Annotated in this window: 14 protein-coding genes; 11 read left to right on the forward strand and 3 right to left on the reverse strand. The window is 43.4% G+C overall.

From position 1 onward, the window contains the following. The first annotated feature begins 91 nt into the window (after positions 1–91). Entirely contained in the window at positions 92–337 is a 246-nt protein-coding gene (locus tag NL626_RS07735) for a hypothetical protein (RefSeq protein ID WP_005375277.1), read from the forward strand. A gap of 367 nt (positions 338–704) precedes the next feature. On the opposite strand, the gene malG is transcribed toward NL626_RS07735, so the two are convergent. The 3 genes from malG to malE form a co-directional block, all read right to left on the reverse strand. Continuing rightward, positions 705–1,595, reverse strand: coding sequence for a maltose ABC transporter permease MalG (gene malG, locus NL626_RS07740; RefSeq protein WP_005375275.1), 891 nt, complete (start codon positions 1,593–1,595; stop codon positions 705–707). A 12-nt stretch (positions 1,596–1,607) separates the two neighbouring features. Beyond that, positions 1,608–3,182, reverse strand: coding sequence for a maltose ABC transporter permease MalF (gene malF / locus NL626_RS07745; protein ID WP_005375273.1), 1,575 nt, complete (start codon positions 3,180–3,182; stop codon positions 1,608–1,610). 79 nt (positions 3,183–3,261) lie between these two features. Continuing rightward, positions 3,262–4,440, reverse strand: coding sequence for a maltose/maltodextrin ABC transporter substrate-binding protein MalE (gene malE / locus NL626_RS07750; RefSeq protein WP_005375272.1), 1,179 nt, complete (start codon positions 4,438–4,440; stop codon positions 3,262–3,264). Between the two features lie 672 nt (positions 4,441–5,112). Here malE and malK point away from each other — a divergent pair. The 10 genes from malK to NL626_RS07800 all read left to right on the forward strand — a co-directional run bounded on the left by malK (position 5,113) and on the right by NL626_RS07800 (position 16,941). Then, on the forward strand, positions 5,113–6,231 hold the full coding sequence (malK, locus tag NL626_RS07755; RefSeq protein WP_005375271.1) for a maltose/maltodextrin ABC transporter ATP-binding protein MalK: 1,119 nt from the start codon (positions 5,113–5,115) through the stop codon (positions 6,229–6,231). 419 nt (positions 6,232–6,650) lie between these two features. After that, on the forward strand, positions 6,651–8,051 hold the full coding sequence (locus NL626_RS07760) for an undecaprenyl-phosphate glucose phosphotransferase (protein WP_253657189.1): 1,401 nt from the start codon (positions 6,651–6,653) through the stop codon (positions 8,049–8,051). 10 nt (positions 8,052–8,061) lie between these two features. Further along, the gene (locus tag NL626_RS07765) at positions 8,062–9,267 is read left to right on the forward strand and encodes an outer membrane beta-barrel protein (RefSeq protein WP_253657190.1); all 1,206 of its coding nucleotides are present in this window, start codon (positions 8,062–8,064) and stop codon (positions 9,265–9,267) included. A gap of 33 nt (positions 9,268–9,300) precedes the next feature. Further along, the gene (locus NL626_RS07770; RefSeq protein WP_005385846.1) at positions 9,301–9,813 is read left to right on the forward strand and encodes a polysaccharide biosynthesis/export family protein; all 513 of its coding nucleotides are present in this window, start codon (positions 9,301–9,303) and stop codon (positions 9,811–9,813) included. Positions 9,814–9,828: 15 nt separating this feature from the next. Beyond that, positions 9,829–12,009: a polysaccharide biosynthesis tyrosine autokinase gene (locus tag NL626_RS07775; RefSeq protein WP_253657191.1), complete on the forward strand. Its 2,181-nt coding sequence runs from the start codon at positions 9,829–9,831 to the stop codon at positions 12,007–12,009. Next, positions 11,987–12,796, forward strand: a complete 810-nt coding sequence (locus NL626_RS07780; protein ID WP_005375261.1) for a putative capsular polysaccharide synthesis family protein — start codon at positions 11,987–11,989, stop codon at positions 12,794–12,796. The genes NL626_RS07775 and NL626_RS07780 overlap by 23 nt, the downstream gene beginning before the upstream one ends. 2 nt (positions 12,797–12,798) lie before the next feature. Beyond that, positions 12,799–13,851 (forward strand): glycosyltransferase, encoded by a 1,053-nt coding sequence (locus NL626_RS07785; protein WP_253657192.1) that lies wholly within the window; start codon positions 12,799–12,801, stop codon positions 13,849–13,851. Then, positions 13,817–15,064 (forward strand): O-antigen ligase family protein, encoded by a 1,248-nt coding sequence (locus NL626_RS07790; protein WP_238967433.1) that lies wholly within the window; start codon positions 13,817–13,819, stop codon positions 15,062–15,064. The genes NL626_RS07785 and NL626_RS07790 overlap by 35 nt, the downstream gene beginning before the upstream one ends. Before the next feature lie 15 nt (positions 15,065–15,079). Continuing rightward, positions 15,080–15,913, forward strand: a complete 834-nt coding sequence (locus tag NL626_RS07795; RefSeq protein WP_005375258.1) for a putative capsular polysaccharide synthesis family protein — start codon at positions 15,080–15,082, stop codon at positions 15,911–15,913. Continuing rightward, entirely contained in the window at positions 15,910–16,941 is a 1,032-nt protein-coding gene (locus NL626_RS07800) for a glycosyltransferase family 4 protein (protein ID WP_017821257.1), read from the forward strand. Before NL626_RS07795 ends, NL626_RS07800 begins: the two co-directional genes overlap by 4 nt. Positions 16,942–16,947 lie beyond the last annotated feature (6 nt).

A 16,947-nucleotide genomic window follows, 5' to 3' on the forward strand; every position in this document is an offset into this window, starting at 1 on the left:
TTGTTTCACGCTCGCCCTTCTCTGTCATAAATCCTTCACCTAGCTTTGCTTAAATCCATCCATTATTTTAGAGTTGGATAGAGTTTGGATCTTGAGACTAAAAGAAACGACCTTAAGTGAAGAGACGTTGACCAATTTAAAAGCGGTCGAGTACCAGTGGGTGAGAACCATGTACGTCGAGGGGTATAACGAAACAGAAATTAATCATTACATTCAAACTTGCTTTGGCGGTGACGTTACCTTTGCTAATCTATTTCGTCGCGTCGCACTGCAGCAAGAAAGTTTGTACACGCTGCTTCAATACGTTGGATGCGCACCTTCCAGCCGAGAGTTTTAATCTCTTCCTTCCCTACCTCAATTTAGCTTTTTACTAAGCTCTAGTTATTTATGTGAAGTGCTACGCAGGGCATTATTCAAGCCCTGTGTAATCCATTGCAAAGCCGCTAACCTCTATCAACTTATTGCAAAATTGCCTTTAAAAGGCATAAAAAAACCTGAGTCTAAACTCAGGTTATGGTTACAAAAACTGTTAGTGATTGAATCGTAAGGAACTAAGCTAACAGCCAGCTATGCGTAACGCCAATAAAAGCCAAGATATTACTGATCGGCGGCCAAACCAAAATTGTAATATCCTTGCTAAGTATAAGGGCGACCATGTGGTCGCCCTTTTCTAGTTATTCTTATCAATCTCAGACCACAAGAGATTATCCTTTTACACCACCAGCGGTTAGACCACCAACCAACCAGCGCTGCGCAAGTAAGAATACGGCAGTGATTGGCACTGCTGAAAGTACAGCAGCTGCGGCAAAGTCACCCCACAAGTAGTTTTGTGGATATAGGTATTGCTGCATACCCACTGCAAGTGTGTACGAGTCTACATCAGAAAGCAGTAGTGACGCTACAGGAACTTCACCAATTACCATGATGAACGACAATATGAAGACTACCGCTAGGATTGGCACAGACAGTGGCAGCAATACCAAACGGAATGCTTGCCATGGTGTAGCACCATCAAGAGCCGCTGCTTCTTCTAGAGACGAGTCAATACTTTCGAAGTAGCCTTTAATGGTCCAAACGTGCAGTGCGATACCACCTAAGTAAGCGAAGATCAGACCGCCATGCGTGTTCAGACCAAGGAAAGGAATGTACTGACCCAGTTTGTCGAACAACGCGTACAGAGCAACCAGTGCCAACACCGCAGGGAACATCTGGAAGATCATCATCGCTTTAAGAATGGTGTTCTTGCCTTTGAACTTCATACGAGCAAACGCGTAAGCCGATGTGGTTGATAGCGCCACGATTAGGATTGCAGAAATACCACCCACTTTTACCGAGTTCCACAACCATGTCATTACTGGGAATGGTGGCGGTGTAACTGTACCGTCTGGATTAGTCACCGAGAAACCTAATGCCAATTTCCAGTGATCAAGTGTTGGGTTGTCTGGGATAAGGCTACCCGTTGCAAAGTTACCTTCACGGAATGAAATCGCGATGATCATCAGTAAAGGGAAAATAATCAGTGCCAAGAATGCCCACATTGCAATATGAGTAGCCCAAACACGATACTTTAATGACTTACCTTGTACCATTGCCATTGTAATTTCTCCTTAGTCCTGAGCTACTTTAGTTACGCGTAGGTTGATAAGTGCCAATGCGCCAACCAATAGGAAGATAAGCGTTGCTACTGCACTTGCTAGACCGAAGTCTTGACCACCAGCACCTTCGAATGCGATTCGGTAGGTGTAACTTACTAGCAGGTCGGTGTAACCCGCAGGCTCTGATGTACCAATCATGTTTGGACCACCGCCAGTCAACAACTGGATAAGTACGAAGTTGTTGAAGTTAAATGCAAAACTCGCGATCAACAATGGTGTTAACGGTTTCAACATCATTGGTAGTGTGATACGTGTGAAGTTCGTGACAAAGTTCGCACCATCAATTGCTGATGCTTCATATAAATCGTCTGGAATCGCTTTTAGTAAGCCCATACACAAAATCATCATGTAAGGGAAACCAAGCCAAGTGTTAACAATTAAGATCATGGTTTTCGCCATGAACGGATCAGAGAACCAAGCCGGGCTAATGCCGAATAAGCCTTCCAACAACATGTTGATCTCACCAAAGCTTTGGTTAAACAAACCTTTAAAGATCAAGATAGAAATAAACGCCGGAACTGCATAAGGCAGGATTAGCAACAAACGGTAAACTGAGCGACCTTTAAGTGCTTCCCACTGAACCACACTGGCAAGGACAAGACCAATAACAAGCGTAAATAATACGGTTAGCGCAGAGAAAACAATGGTCCAGATAAAGATACTGATAAACGGCTCTTTGATACCATCATCTTTCCAAACACGCTCAAAGTTGTGGGTACCAATGTTCACCACGAAACCTGGTGACACTGTGCTACCAACAAATTGACCGTTTTCATCGACAGGCTGGTAGTAACCTACTTCCATATTTGGACGTAGCGTTTCTTCAGTCCGGTTGTTGTAAAGCGTTTCACCATCTTCTTGTAATGTGTACAAAGGTACAACTGCAGCAAATTTGCGCAGCCCACTCATGCGGATATCATCACCACTTGGCAAATGTAAATCGACACTGCTCAACGCACTGCGGTTCTTAACAATCGCCTTGATTGATTCTTTTTCACCCGTTACTTCTTCAATTGGTGAAAGATCAAACTCCGATGCTGAAAGGTTATCAAGCTGAAAAGTCGGGCTTGCAAGTAGCTCACCATCTTTTTCAACCACAAGTTGATGGCCTTGCTCCGTTTTATACAAAGTGAACGGGTAGCTATCACCACTTTGGTAAGTTCGGTCCAAAAGTACGTTCTGAGCGCGATCAAAAGAGAGTTGGTTTTTCGCGCTATAGTTGGTAAACGCCAAACCTATGGTGTACGCCAAAGGAAAAAGAATGAAAAGGATCATCCCTGCTATACCAGGGTAGATGTAACGGTGTGCGTACGTCTTTTTACTACCAAAGATGAACAACGCTAAAGCGGTAAGAATGAGCGTAAGTAGTGCAAACGCAATCTCACCGCGAGAATACATAAGGATTGTTGCGTAGCCATTGATGATGCCGACTGTGCCTAAAAGTGACCATTTCATGAACACTTTTTTGCTGCTCGGAAGGCTGGCTTCTGGTGCTGTCATAGCATTTGTACCTTGAACTGACTGCATAGGGAACCTGCTAGCGAATATAGAATAAATATAGAAAAGTAAGGAGGAGTTGCCTCCTCCTTAAAAAGGTCTTACTTAATTATTTAGTCATTTGTTTTTCTGCATCTGCAAGAGCTGCATCGACAGTTTGACGACCGTCAACTACGTTGATGATTGCGTTCTTAGCCGCACCCCAGAATGCGTTCATTTGAGGGATATTTGGCATGATTTCGCCGTTCATCGCATTGTCCATTGTTGCTGCGATACGAGTATCTGAATCTAGCTCACGTTGGAACGAGTTAAGTGCTACCGCACCTAGAGGCTTATCGTTGTTAACCATACGTAGGCCATCGTTTGTTAGTAGGTAGTTCTCAATGAACTCAACTGCTAGATCTTTGTTTGGAGACGCAGTGCTGATACCAGCCGTTAGAACACCAACGAATGGCTTAGAAGATTGACCTTGGAACTTAGGTAGCGTAGTCACGCCGTAGTTAACGCCAGACTTCTCAATGTTGCCCCAAGACCATGGACCGTTGATCGTCATCGCTGTTTTGCCTTGGTTGAACGCAGACTCAGACACTGAGTAATCCATATCCGCAGAGATTACGCCTTTGTCAACTAAGCCTTTTACGAAGCTCATTGCGTCTTTAACGCCTTCTTTCGCGATACCTGCGTCTTTAACATCGTAACCTTCAGAAGTGTATTTAAACGCGTAGCCGCCATCAGCAGCCATTAGTGGCCAAGTGAAGTACGGTTCTTTTAGGTTCCACATGATTGCAGACTTGCCGTCTTTTTTAAGTTTTGCATCTAATGCTGCAACCTCTTCCCAAGACTTTGGTGGGTTTGGAACTAGGTCTTTGTTGTAGATTAGAGATAGAGACTCAACCGCAACTGGATAGCCGATCAATTTGCCGTCGTAACGTACTGCATCCCAAGCGAAATCAACGATACCTTCTTGAATATTCTTAGAAGGTTTAATTTCTGCTAGCAGGCCAGCTTCTGCGTAACCACCGAAACGGTCGTGAGCCCAGAATACGATATCAGGACCGTCGCCAGTCGCTGCAGTTTGAGGGAATTTGTCTTGAAGGCCATCTGGGTGAGCCACAGTCACTTTAATGCCTGTGTCTTCTTCAAATTTCTTACCAACTTCAGCAAGGCCGTTGTAGCCTTTATCACCGTTGATCCAGATAGTAAGTTGTCCTTCTTCGATGGCAGCATTAGCACCAAAAGAACCCAAAGCAACAAGAGTACCTAGTGCTACAGCGCTTAACTTTTTCATGTTCGTATCCTTTTTATATTTTTGATGTAGGGCTAGTCCATTGAGGTTCAGCCGTATTTCGACATATATCATCTGAAATAATCCAATATGTCTCATCCTCCTAATCCCTACGCCCTTACAATTATGACGTATTTTCGTGATCTAAATCGCCAAGGGTAAGAGACTCAAATCACAAAATGGATAGTTCCTGTGATCGGTTTCAACTTTAGGTGGTGCAATAATGTGATTTCCGACCAACTGCTTTCTTCCTCCTCCTTTTTTACTCCTCCCTTTCTACTCCCCCTACAATTATTTCTATTAGGAGGATGTCGCACTACGAACAATCTTAGAAACTGCAGTCATCCAAGAGTGGATGGTAAGAACCCTTTCCCAGCAGTGCCTACGTATTAGGAAAAAGATTTGCTGGTTTTGCATTGCCAGACGAGTGGAATGTCATTATTAGTGTTGTTTGTGGTAATTATTTCACGGGGGAGACAATACGAATAATGTGGGGGAGAGAAACTCGTACTTGGCTATGATGGGTAGCACTTCTATTCAGGACATTTTATTGAAGTGCTACCCTACTTTTCTTACCAACCGCAAGAACTTACCGATTCCTACTGTTACTGCTCGCTAGATAATTCATATAATGATGAGCGGTGAATAATAAAAAATTGATCGAGGACGAGCTACATGGCGAGTGTCACGTTAAAAAATGTTTGTAAAGCGTATGGCGACGTACTGATTTCTAAGAACGTAGACCTAACAATCAACGAAGGTGAATTTGTTGTTTTTGTAGGTCCATCAGGTTGTGGTAAATCTACCCTTTTACGTTGTATTGCCGGTCTTGAAGACATTACTTCAGGTGATTTGTATATTGGTGACCAGCGCATGAATGACGTCGAACCATCCAAACGTGGTGTTGGTATGGTATTCCAGTCTTACGCTCTTTACCCGCACCTTAACTTATATGACAACATGTCATTTGGCTTGAAACTAGCAAAAGCAGACAAAGCAGAAATCGACAAGCGTGTTGAACAAGCAGCAGAAATCCTACAACTAGGCCACTTGCTTGAGCGCCAACCAAAAGCACTTTCTGGTGGACAGCGTCAACGTGTGGCGATTGGCCGAACATTGGTATCGCAGCCAAATGTATTCCTTCTAGACGAGCCACTATCAAACTTGGATGCGGCACTGCGTGTAAACATGCGTGCACAAATCACGAAACTTCAGCGCCAACTTGGTTGTACCATGATCTACGTAACGCACGATCAGGTAGAAGCGATGACAATGGCAGATAAAATCGTTGTACTAGACGGCGGTTATGTATCGCAAGTTGGTAAGCCGCTTGAGCTTTACCATTACCCACAAAACCGCTTTGTAGCTGGCTTTATCGGTTCTCCGAAAATGAACTTCATGAGCGTATTCATTGATGAAGTAGAAGCAGAGCGCGTCAAAGTTCAACTATCTAACGGCGTATCTTTCTGGATTCCGGTGGATGGTACAACCGTTAACCGCGGCGACCGAATGTCTTTAGGCATTCGCCCTGAGCACCTATTATCCGCTTCTGAAGCTGATGCAAGTATTCACGGTGAAGTGATGATTGTTGAGAAGCTAGGTAACGAAACTCAAGTATACCTAAATCTAGAAGGGGCGGACGCCGACGTTATTTTCCGTCAGCCTGACACGCTTGCAGTCGACACTGGCGATAAAATCGAGATCGGTATTCCAGCTCATCGTTGTCACCTGTTCCACAGTGATGGTCGCGCATGCCGCCGCCTATACAAAGAAAACGGCGTAGAAGTCGAATAGTTCATTCGTCCTACTCAAAAATCCCTCTCACTTGAGAGGGATTTTTTTATCTTAATAAATATCAGCAATTCGATACTAAATCATTAATCGTTAACGAATCAAATCACCCGTTTCTTCTACCCTCACATAAACCATTGTCTTTGTACTGATACTTCATTTTTAATACTTTTCCTCATTCCTCATAAGTAAGTACCAGCTTTTTCCTAACCCTCCAAACTTGGCCAAAGGGCTAAATATCATTCTTATTTCCACTTACCTCAACAACGCAAATTTTTACACTTATCAACGAAATTACACGTGACAAAAAACTCAGCAGCATTCCACAGAATGCTCTGTGCACTAACTACTAATAACGTTCACGACACGGCAATTGGGGAAGACACCCAAGGGCGGTAGCGTGTCAGAAGGGAAACTGAGTCATGAAACAAAAAGGACTTATCCGCTCTCATGAGATGGAGTTCGCTTTTTTATATCGCATCTCAGATCTTGCTGTCATCGTCTCTTTTATGCTGCTTTTAGTGTTCAAAGACATGAATACTGCGATGGGGAAAGATTACGTCATATTGGCTTTCGTTGGAGGCATCTCCTTTCTATTTATGGCAGAAAGCGGCAATCTGTATCGCTCTTGGAGAACCAGTTCGTTTAAAGAGCAGATGTTTATTGTCTGTGTTGCTTGGGCGGTGACTTCTGCACTTATCTTTATTGTGCTGTATTTTTCTGAAGTCCATACCTTATTTGATAACACAATTTTAGTGCTGTGGTTTGCGATTACGCCCGCTCTGCTTTTGGCATGGCGAGTAACGTTCCGTACCGGATTAGCCTATTTGAGAAAAAAAGGATTCAACACTCGCACTGCGATCATCATCGGCCAAACTCCTCACGGCATTACCCTAGCTAACGAAATTCAAAGCCACACAGAACACGGTGTGCTTTTTGATGGCTTTTACGACGAACGATCTTCCGACAGATTGCCAAATTCTGATTATCCTATTAAAGGAGCTGTTGACCACGCCCTTGAGCGAGCTAAAAAAGGGGAAGTAGATTACGTCTATATCGCGATGCCAATGCACGCAAAAGAGCGCATTGCGTCACTTCTTAACCAATTCTCAGATACCACCGCAAATACGTATCTGATTCCCGACTTCTTCACTTATAACCTTTTACATTCTCGTTGGGCGCAGATCGGCCAAGTTCAAACACTAAGTGTCTTTGATACACCTTTTGCTGGAATTTCTTCTTGGGTAAAACGGTTTGAAGACATCTTGTTTTCGAGCATTATTTTGGTCTTAATCGCCCCTATTCTATTCGTCATTGCGATTGGCATTAAGGCAACGTCTAAAGGCCCTGTCATCTTTAAACAACATCGGTACGGTCTTGATGGACGCAAGATTGAAGTCTGGAAGTTCCGTTCAATGACAACCATGGATCAAGGTTCCAACGTGAAACAGGCGACAAAGAACGATCCTCGTATTACGCCTTTTGGCGGATTTCTACGTCGCACCTCTTTGGACGAACTACCTCAATTTATCAATGTACTGCAAGGGACCATGTCTATTGTCGGCCCACGCCCTCATGCCGTGGCACACAATGAAGAATACCGTCAGATCGTGGATCGCTACATGCTACGTCACAAAGTAAAACCAGGCATTACTGGCTGGGCACAGATTAATGGTTATCGCGGCGAAACCGACACCTTAGAAAAAATGGAAAAGAGAGTAGAGTTTGATTTGGATTACATCCACCATTGGTCGGTTTGGATGGACATCAAAATCATCTTTATGACCGTTTTCAAAGGCTTCACTGGTGCTAACGCTTACTAAGGTTAAGATTATGAAGAAACTGACAATGGCAATAGCATTAAGTCTGTTTTCTACTGACTTGCTCGCAGAACCGATGGCTTACCAAACCGAGTCTGGTATAGAGTTGATTCCCCTCGTAAAAACTTTCTACGAGGGAGATGACAACATCAATAAAGCGGAAAAATCCGGCAATGTAGAATCGGTCAATATTTGGGGTATAGAACCAAGCTTACTAGCACGTATAGAACGGAATCGCTATCGCGCAGATATTTTATATAAGTTAAAAGCTGGCTTTTCATCTGACGATCGCAACGACTTCGACGACCACACTTTTCAGTTTTCCAACTTTTTCGAATTTAATCATCGTCATCGTTTAGTGGTTGATTACCGTTTTCGCGCCCAGCATGAAGTTCGAGGAGAAGACATTACCGAAGGTAATGGTAGCGCAATCGACTCACCAATAGAGTTCAACCGTAACGATGTAAAAACCAATTATGTCTTTGGATCTAACGGTGCCAAAGGCAGACTCGAATTCGGTTTAGGCTATAGTGATAAAACCTATCAAAACTATCGTGATGGCTTGCCTAGGCGCCCAAACGCTAAAACTAAATACAACGATTTTCGAGCTCCCAATGCACATTTGGAGTTCTATTTAAGAGCGACGCCAAGAACCTATTGGTTAGTCGGAACAAACCAAATCGTAACCGAGTATCAGCACCGAAATTCTGCGCAGCCATCGAAAGATAACAACACCAGTTTCTATTACACCGGTGCCGAATGGGAAGTTACAGGAAAAACCAAAGGCATCGCTCGACTCGGTTATCAAATCAAAGATTTTGACAGCGCTCAACGAGAGACATTTAAAGGCTTTAGTTGGGATATCGGCTTTGAATGGTTGCCTCAAGAACAAACTCTAGTCAGCGTGAAAACCACTCAAGCGGCGGTTAACCCCGATCAAGATGGCGATTACAACCTACAAACTCGTTACCGACTGAACCTGAAGCACGATTGGAATAGTTACCTTGCAACTCGCTTAGGTGCTGTTTATCAACAAGATGATTACACGGGAATCTCCAGAAACGACGATCGGTACACTCTATCTTTTGGTATCGATTATCAGATCAAACGTTGGATACAGCTGCAAGCCGATTGGCAATACCAAGATAAAAACTCTAGCCGATCGGATTATAGCTTCGAACAAAATATTTGGACTTTAAGCGCACAGTTTTCTCTGTAAAAAGGATTATTAATGAAGGCATTCATCAAATTCATGAGTGTAGCGTTGTTGCTATTTAGCACTTTGGTCAACGCTGACTCAAACGAGGAAGATTACTTACTCGATACTGGCGATACCATTTCCGTGCAGGTCTATGGTGAAGAAGATCTTACGATTAAAAATATTCTAATAACGTCAGATGGCTACTTTGATTACCCCTACCTTGGCCGAATTAAAGCAATCAAAAAAACACCAAAACAACTCAAGTACGAAATAGAAACGGGCTTAAAAGGCGATTATCTCATCAATCCAAAAGTGATGGTCACCATCAATAACTTTCGTCTGTTTTACGTTAATGGCGAAGTTAGGAAACCAGGTGGATTTGAGTACCGTCCAGGGTTAACCATAGAGAAGGCCATCGCTCTAGCAGGCGGCTTGACCGACAGAGCCTCACGCAAAGGCATTAACCTCACCAAGCATAAAACGGGTCAAACGATGGAAGGGGTCAGTATGCACCGCAACGTTGAACCTGGTGACATTGTATTTATTGACCAGAGCTTCTTTTAAGTGACAGGGAATCAAATGAACGGGACTCATCCAAATAATCTCCAGATGAACAAAGTAGAACTGATTCGTTTTGGCCATCACTTCAAAGCGATTAAAAAGAATTGGCTAAGCATCGCAGCATTCACGCTTCTGTTCTCATTAACTTGTACTTGGTATATCTACTCCAAAGCATCGATATACCAAGCTACAGCTACGCTACTCATCCAAGAGGAGCAAAAAAGCGCCCTTTCAATCGAGGAAGTATATGGCGTCGACACGACAAAAAAAGAGTACTTTCAAACGCAAATCGCCATTTTAAAATCGAATCATATTGCAGATAAGGTCATTAGAGAGCTGAACCTCACCCAATTACCTGAATTCACAAGCTCAGGGGGGTTAAATAAAAAAATCGACCAAATAAAGTCGATTCCTTTTGTTCAAGACCTACTGAATGTGGCACCAAGCCCAAAAGAAACCGCCCAGTTTTCAGAGTCCTATTATCAGGCACTTCAAGCTTTCAGAAGTAAACTCGATATTGAGCCAGTACGTAACACCCAATTAGTCAGAATTCGCTTTCGTTCTACCGATCCTAAGCTTGCGACGACAATCGCCAACGCGGTCGGCCAAGCCTATATTGACGCAAATTTTGAAGCCAAATTGGTCGTTACACAAAATGCGGCTACTTGGTTGACAAATAACTCTCAAAAATTGGAGGAGCGATTACGTAACTCGGAGCAAGCGCTGCAAGAATTCTTGTTAAAAGAAGGGTTGATCGATATAAACGGTATTGATGAAATTTACGCAAATGAGCTAGAAGAACTCACTCGCAAGCTGAATATCGCTGTTAATAAGCGTATTGAAGCGCAGACGTTAATCCAACTGTTACGACGTAAATCTTCGCAAAGTTTAGACAGCTTGTTGTCAATTGATGAATTCGCTAATCAAGCGCAAATCCGCGATCTAAAATTGTCGGAAGCACAGGCAGCCAAAAATCTCTCTGAACTGGCACAGCGCTACGGACCTAAGCATGATCGAATGATTCAGGCGAAAGCGCAGCTTGCTGAAATTCAATCTAGAACCCAGCAACTCATCCGTGACATTTCCTTCAGTAAGCAACAAGACCTTCTTGCTGCAAAAGCGCAAGAGGACATGCTTCGCGCAGAACTCGATAACAAAAAGTCAGACTTCCAATCGTTAGGGTCACAAAAAGCGCGTTACGAACAGTTAAAACGCGAGGTTGAATCCAATAAGGCACTCTATGAAGCGTTCTTAAATCGTGAGAAAGAGACCAACGCCACCAGCGACTACAAGAATGTCACTGCTCGCTTTACTGATAAAGCCATCATTCCTCTATTCCCGGTGGCACCACAACGAATCAAACTGGTACTAATTGCCACCTTTTTTGGCTTTGCCATTGCTTGCGCTCTAGTCATCATCTTAGAAACGATGCGAGAAGTTATCCGAAGCACAGCCGATGTGCAGGAAAAACTTGGTGTTACGTGTTTAGGTGTGATTCCTATGGTCAAAAAACGCAATTTGCGTAAAAACGGCGTCAGTTATACCGCGTATTTAGATGATGAAGAAAAGCTATTTAGTGAGGCTTGCCGCTCCGTCAGAACCTCGCTTCTGCTCAGATTAACCAACACGAAGCAAAAGATATTGCCCTTTACCTCTGCTATTCCAGAAGAAGGAAAAACATCAACCAGTATCAATATGGCGGTGTCGTTTTCAAAAATGGAAAAGGTGTTGATCATCGACTGCGATTTACGTCGACCTTCCATCGCAAAGCGATTCGGTATCGCTGAATCAAGCCCTGGCTTAACGCATATCCTGACTATGGATACGCCAATCAAAGATTGTGTTACACATATAAAAGAAGCCAACTTAGATGTATTACCGGCCGGCCTAATTCCGCCAAACCCACAGGAATTACTGGCTTCTGATCGCTTTAAAAAGTTGCTCGAACATTTTCAAAATAAGTATGACCGGATCATTATCGATACACCACCCCTACTGTCAGTGAGTGACGCACTTATTCTTGGTCAGTATGCCAATGGTCTGATTACCGTCATTCGCTCAGAATCAACAAAATCATCACTGGTTAACCTTGCGTTATCTAAACAAATACAACACTCAGTTCCATCTATTGGCGTCTTAATCACACAAGCCAAGGCCAAGGAAGGAGAGACGCTTTATGTCCAGAAATACGCCTACTAACGTAAACCTATCTTGGTACCAAACGTTGAAAAGCCAAGAACAGCCGGTATTGATCTATCAAATGGGCAAAGTAGGTTCGAGTGCATTAGAGCATTCCATTCCTAACTCGATTCACTTGCACGACCTTATGACCGTCGATGCGCAAAAACAAATATCCCCCGTTAGAGCGCAATTGCATAAGCCTCAGATCAATGCGTTAAAGCGACGACTAAAGCGTATAACGATGAGCCATATGTTAAAGCGCAAGAAAAAAGTTCGAATCATCTCGCTAGTGCGTGAACCGATCGGACGAAATGTCTCAATGTTCTTTCAAGCACTTCCTTTTTGGATGGCGGACAAATATCTAAAGGATGACAGCGCAATACGTACCGAACGACCTCAATTACTCCAAGAAGCATTTGATAAGCACATGAATCATCAATATGCGCTGCAGTGGTTTGACAACGAGATCAAACAACTAACAGGGATTGATGTGTTTAACGAGTCTTTTAATCACGAAGTAGGCTATCAAACATACCATAACAATAACTTCTCACTGTTGGTCATTCGAAGTGACAAGCTAACGAAGGCTAACTCCGCAGTTGAAGACTTTTTAGGTTACCCCGTGGATGTTGTTTATGAAAATCAATCAGACAACAAATGGTACTCGCCACTAATGAAAGAATTCAAAACGCAATTTCAACCTACACCCGAGTACGTTGAAGAAATGCTGAATTCTAAATTGACGAAGCACTTTTTCTCAAATGCAGAAATCACCGACCTTAAACAGCAATATCTGACCAATTAATCATGAAAACCAAGATTCTACATATTATTAATGATCTTTCTCAGAACGGCGGTGCTCAGAAGTTCTTAGTCGACCTTGTTTTAGAACATAAGCCTGAATACGAAATCAAAATTTTGGTCTTGTGTGATGAAAATGATTACTTACCAATGCTATCCGCCCAAGGCATAGAGTGTTTTAACTGGCGCACATTGCCATTGAGTGAGAAATTCTCTTTGCTGCGTTGGCCGGATGTCGTTCACGGGCACCTCTACCCTTCCATTTACCTAGCGCTATTGGCGGTAGGTAAAAAACGAATCCAGACTGAGCACTGTTCTTATAACCGTCGACGTGACTATCCGCTGTTTAAGTTCATGGAATACGTCTTATATTGGGGCCACGACTTGACAGTCAGTATTAGTGAAAAAGTACAAGATGAACTGGTGAAGTTCATGCCTCGCTACCAACACAAATATCACGTGGTGCACAATGGCGTTGATTTAAAAAGGTTTTCTATGACGCCAAGATGCGCCAGCCACCTAATCGACAAACCAGTTATCAAGATTGGAATGGTGGGCCGACTTCACCAACATAAAGATCATGAAACGCTTATCCAAGCACTTATCCATTTACCAAGACGATACGAACTCCACCTTGCGGGAGATGGAGAAAAAAAATCGTCACTGCAAGCATTGGCAACAAAAATCAACGTCGCGCAACGTGTTCACTTTCATGGCGTAGTTTCTGACATTCCTGCCTTTTTGAACGACATGGATATTTACGTGCAATCGTCGCACGTCGAAGGCTTTGGCTTGGCGGCGGTTGAGGCCATGGCAGCAGGCTTACCCGTATTATCATCGGACGTACCTGGTTTGGATGACGTCACCGGACGTGCCGAATATTTATTTCAGGTTGGTAACGCCACTGAACTGAGCCAAAAAGTGCTCCAGCTGTGTGAAAGTGTTAAGCGGTATGACGCTGCAAGTCAATACTCAGTCAATAGGGCCTCTCTCTACACCATCGATAAATTTCGTGAAGGTTACTATGGAATCTACCAGCAGCTTTGCGCCAACAAATAGTTCCGCGCCATCGAGCCATCGCGCCTCATTGCTTGCAGCATGCCTATTAGTATTGTTCTTTATTCCAATGAAGTTTCGTGCTGGAGGAATAGCGCTAGCCCCATCTGACATCGCAAGCCTTTTGTCTATTGGTTTTACTGCATTAGTGGTATTGGAAGGAAAAGCTGAAAAACTCATGCATCCCTGTATGGGGTTCCTCATATTGTTCACTGGGTATGTGTTCATAAATGGTCTGCTAAATCGCGTCCCTTTAATGCCGCTAGTTATAGAAACTGTGCAATGGTTAGCGATTTTGTGCCTACTGAGCCTAATGTACGCCTATGGCGTGTTTGATGACGAACGGGTAATGGTTTATTTCACGTATCTGTTGTTTTTCATCTGTACGCTCGTTGCCTTATGGCACTTTGCTCAGGGCTATCAAAGCGGGTTTAAGTTACTCGGGGTAAGTAAATACGGGTTCGGTGTACTGTGCTCGCTACTGTACCTTTATCGAGATAAAATTCGCGCTTTCCACCTTTTGATGCTCGTAGCTTTAGTATTACTGGTGTTGTCACAAGAAAGAAAAGCGCTACTTGGTTTTTGTCTGCTTTTCTTCTTTGACCAACTGCTCGTAAAAAACTTAATGAGAAAATCGCTCAGCGAAACGTACACGTGGACAATTTTATTAGCCTTGAGCTTCATTGTGTTTACTGCCGTCACAACCACACTCTACGTTGGGTTTGAAACGCTAGCAGACACATTGGAAATAACCCAAGAAGACGTCTTATTTGCCAACCAAAGTGAAGCCCGCTGGGTATCGAATCTTCATAGAAAACTTTTACTTGCCAATGGGCTAGATATTTTACTTCAACACCCGGTGTTAGGTGTCGGCGCGAAAATGTTACCCAACTTTATGATCAGTTACTTTAACTATGATGAGCTGGCGATCTACACCCACAACTTTGTGTTAGATACCGCAATTGAATACGGATTGCTTGGTATCGGTCTGCTGTTTGGTGGTTATTTTCTTTTTATTCGCTTTTGCTTCCGCAGCCTTAATGAAAACAGAAAAAGCCTATTACTTGCGATATACGCCCTCATCATGGTGTTTTTCGTTGCGGTAAACACCACCATAATTTTAATACTCTTGTTACCCGTCATGATCAGCATGAGCAACGACTCACGGGCCATTGCTCATACTTTTCCGGTAAACCATCACCACGAATATGAATAATCAAGGATAGGATAGATGAAGTATTCAATCTCTCGACAATTTGAAAAGAACCGAGAACTCCAAGCTGATAATTTTGTTTTAGTTTACCAAATGGGCAAAGTTGGCTCCTCATCAATTGAGCACACGCTAGGGGAGAAAAATATCCCGAGCTATCACATCCACACCTTTGATGATCACGAAGAATTTCACATGTATCACAATAAAAAAGACGTGAGTAAATTCTTCGACTTCCGAAACCGCGCACTCTATCGCTTAGTGCTCAAGCAGCGAAAACGTATCTTACAAAAACGAGAACAGATTAAAATCGTTACGCTGGTCCGCGATCCAATCGCAACTGTCTTTTCTCGCTTCTTTCAAGATCTCCATTTGCAATTTATCGAAGGCAAAAAGAACGATGCAATTCACCGAGATATGGAAGTCACGTATCAGCACCTCGAGCATTGTTTTGATAACTATATCAATCTCAACTATTTTGCGGACTGGTTCGACAACGAGTTAAAGCGTAATTTCAATATCGATGTGATGCGCCAAGAGCTGGACAACACTCAACCTTTCTTCACATTCCAGAACGATCAGGCCAACGTCATGCTAATCAAATGCGAACAGCTCAGTTCTCTTGATAAAGAAATCGGTGAGTTTCTTGAGTTGCAAGACTTCGTGCTGAAAAACAGCAACGAAGCGAAAAACAAGTGGTACTCCAATATCCACCAACACTTTAAGAATCACTACGACTTCTCAAAACTGTTCTATATGTACGATCTTCCCTTGTATCGCCACGTTTATTCAGAGCAAGAGCGTGATGCTTTTAAACACAAATGGATGCAAACACCAGGGACAAAATCATCATGAAGAAAGTGCTCCATGTTACAGAAGCATTTGGAGGTGGCGTTCAAACTGCTCTCTATAGTTATGTTCACTCATCCAGAGACGAGCCTTATCAGCATTTCTTGCTAGCCAGAGCCCGAGAAAACGACTTGACCAATGAGAACAACCACCACATTTTCGTACAGACAAAGTGGGTAGAAGGCGGCTTGCTTCAATTTATTCGCGATGCAAACCACATGATTGCATCACTTGGTCCCGACGTCGTGCATTTGCACTCGAGTAAAGCAGGATTTCTCGGCCGATTTCTAAAGCTTGGCAAGGCACGCTTGGTTTACACACCGCACTGTTATGCCTTCGAACGTGAAGATATCTCAGAGCTTGCACGCCAGATCTATAAAGCACTAGAGAAAGTAAAACTGAGCAAAATTGATGTGGTTGCAGGCTGTAGCCAACGAGAGTGTGACCTAGCCATTAGCATTGGTGCGAAACGTGCCGAACTGCTCAACAACTACGTGTCTTATCAAAGTGAAGATCGTATAGAACGAAACAAGCAAGAAGCGCTGAAGCTCGTTGTACTTGGTCGTGTCGCGCCCCAAAAAGATCCTCAGTTTCTTATCAGCACATTGCAGTTCCTTAATCGGTATGCGCTTAACCGCCCGATAGAAATCACATGGATAGGTGGCGGTGACCACGTACTCGAACAGAAATTACGCACTGAAAATGTGGATGTAACGGGCATGCTGCCTCGCGATGAGGTAGTTGAAAAGCTCAAGGGTTCAGACCTTTATCTACATACTGCAGCATGGGAAGGGATGCCGTTAACCATTCTAGAAGCATCCAAGTTACATCTTCCTATGGTTATTCGGACCATCGGCGCAACCAAAGATCTCAACTACCCGTTTTTAGCGCTCACACCTGAAGAAATGGCCAAGCAGATCGCGCATTGTGTCAATCATTATGAAGAGATTGATTTTCGCCAATATACAGCAGAATTAAACGATGCCTTCAGTGAAGAAAAACAGCGCCTCGCACTCAATAAACTTTACGGTTAAATGCCC

This window comes from Vibrio sp. Y58_MX_L22, assembly GCF_024181865.1.
Lineage (GTDB): Bacteria > Pseudomonadota > Gammaproteobacteria > Enterobacterales > Vibrionaceae > Vibrio > Vibrio alginolyticus.